Source organism: Neisseria sp. P0021.S005, from assembly GCF_051956955.1.
The window spans coordinates 1-708 of record NZ_JBQCWY010000839.1 but is presented as its reverse complement, the minus strand read 5'-3'; the positions used below and the strand labels follow the sequence as shown (position 1 = coordinate 708).

Below are 708 nucleotides of genomic sequence, written 5' to 3'. Positions count from 1 at the left end.
CCGTTTCGGGCGTTCTCTTCCTTAGCCGGTACTTTCCATTGGTGCTGGCCGATGATTTGGCCGTTGCCGTTGTAGTCGAAGCAGGTAATGCTGTGACTGTTGGCGGCGCGGACGAGGTTGCCGTCCAGGTCGTATTGGTAAGCGGTTTCCTGAACCTTGTCGTTATCGCGGGCAAGGGTGTGGATTAAACGTCCCAATACATCGCGTTTGAACTCGGTAATCCGCAGCGGGGTTTGGCTGTCGAGGCCGTCTGAAAGCGGGGCGGCTTCTTTTTTGGGGACGGGTTGTCCGCCCAGCTGCGCCATCAGTTTGGCGGCAAGGGAGGCTTCGTCGCCGAATTCACGCTGTTCAATCAGTTCGTTGCCGGCATTGTAGCGGTAGCCGGTCAGCTTATGGTCGAAACCGCTTTCTGCAATCAATCGGTCGAGGATGTCGTAGGCAAAGCGGTAGCGCGCACCGTTTTCATTGGTGAGGCCGACTAGGCGGCGGGCTTTGTCGTAATGGTAGCCGAAGGTATGGCCCAGCGCATTGGTGCGTTGGGTCGGCAGACCGTCCTGGCCGTATTCGTAGGAGGTGGTGTGGCCTTCGCCGTCGGTATGGGTGGTCAAACGACCTGCAGCATCGTAGCCGAAGGTCTCTTTGCTGCCGTCTGGATAGAGGGCGAGGGTGAGGTTTTGATTGGCGTCGTAGTGGTATTCGGTGTGCTGT

The 708-nt window shown here is 57.9% G+C and carries 1 pseudogene; it reads right to left on the bottom strand.

Annotation, left to right across the window (positions count from 1 at the left end):
- Positions 1-608: pseudogene (locus tag ACTHUE_RS19695) on the bottom strand (RHS repeat family protein); the annotation flags it as partial.
- Positions 609-708: the final 100 nt, after the last annotated feature.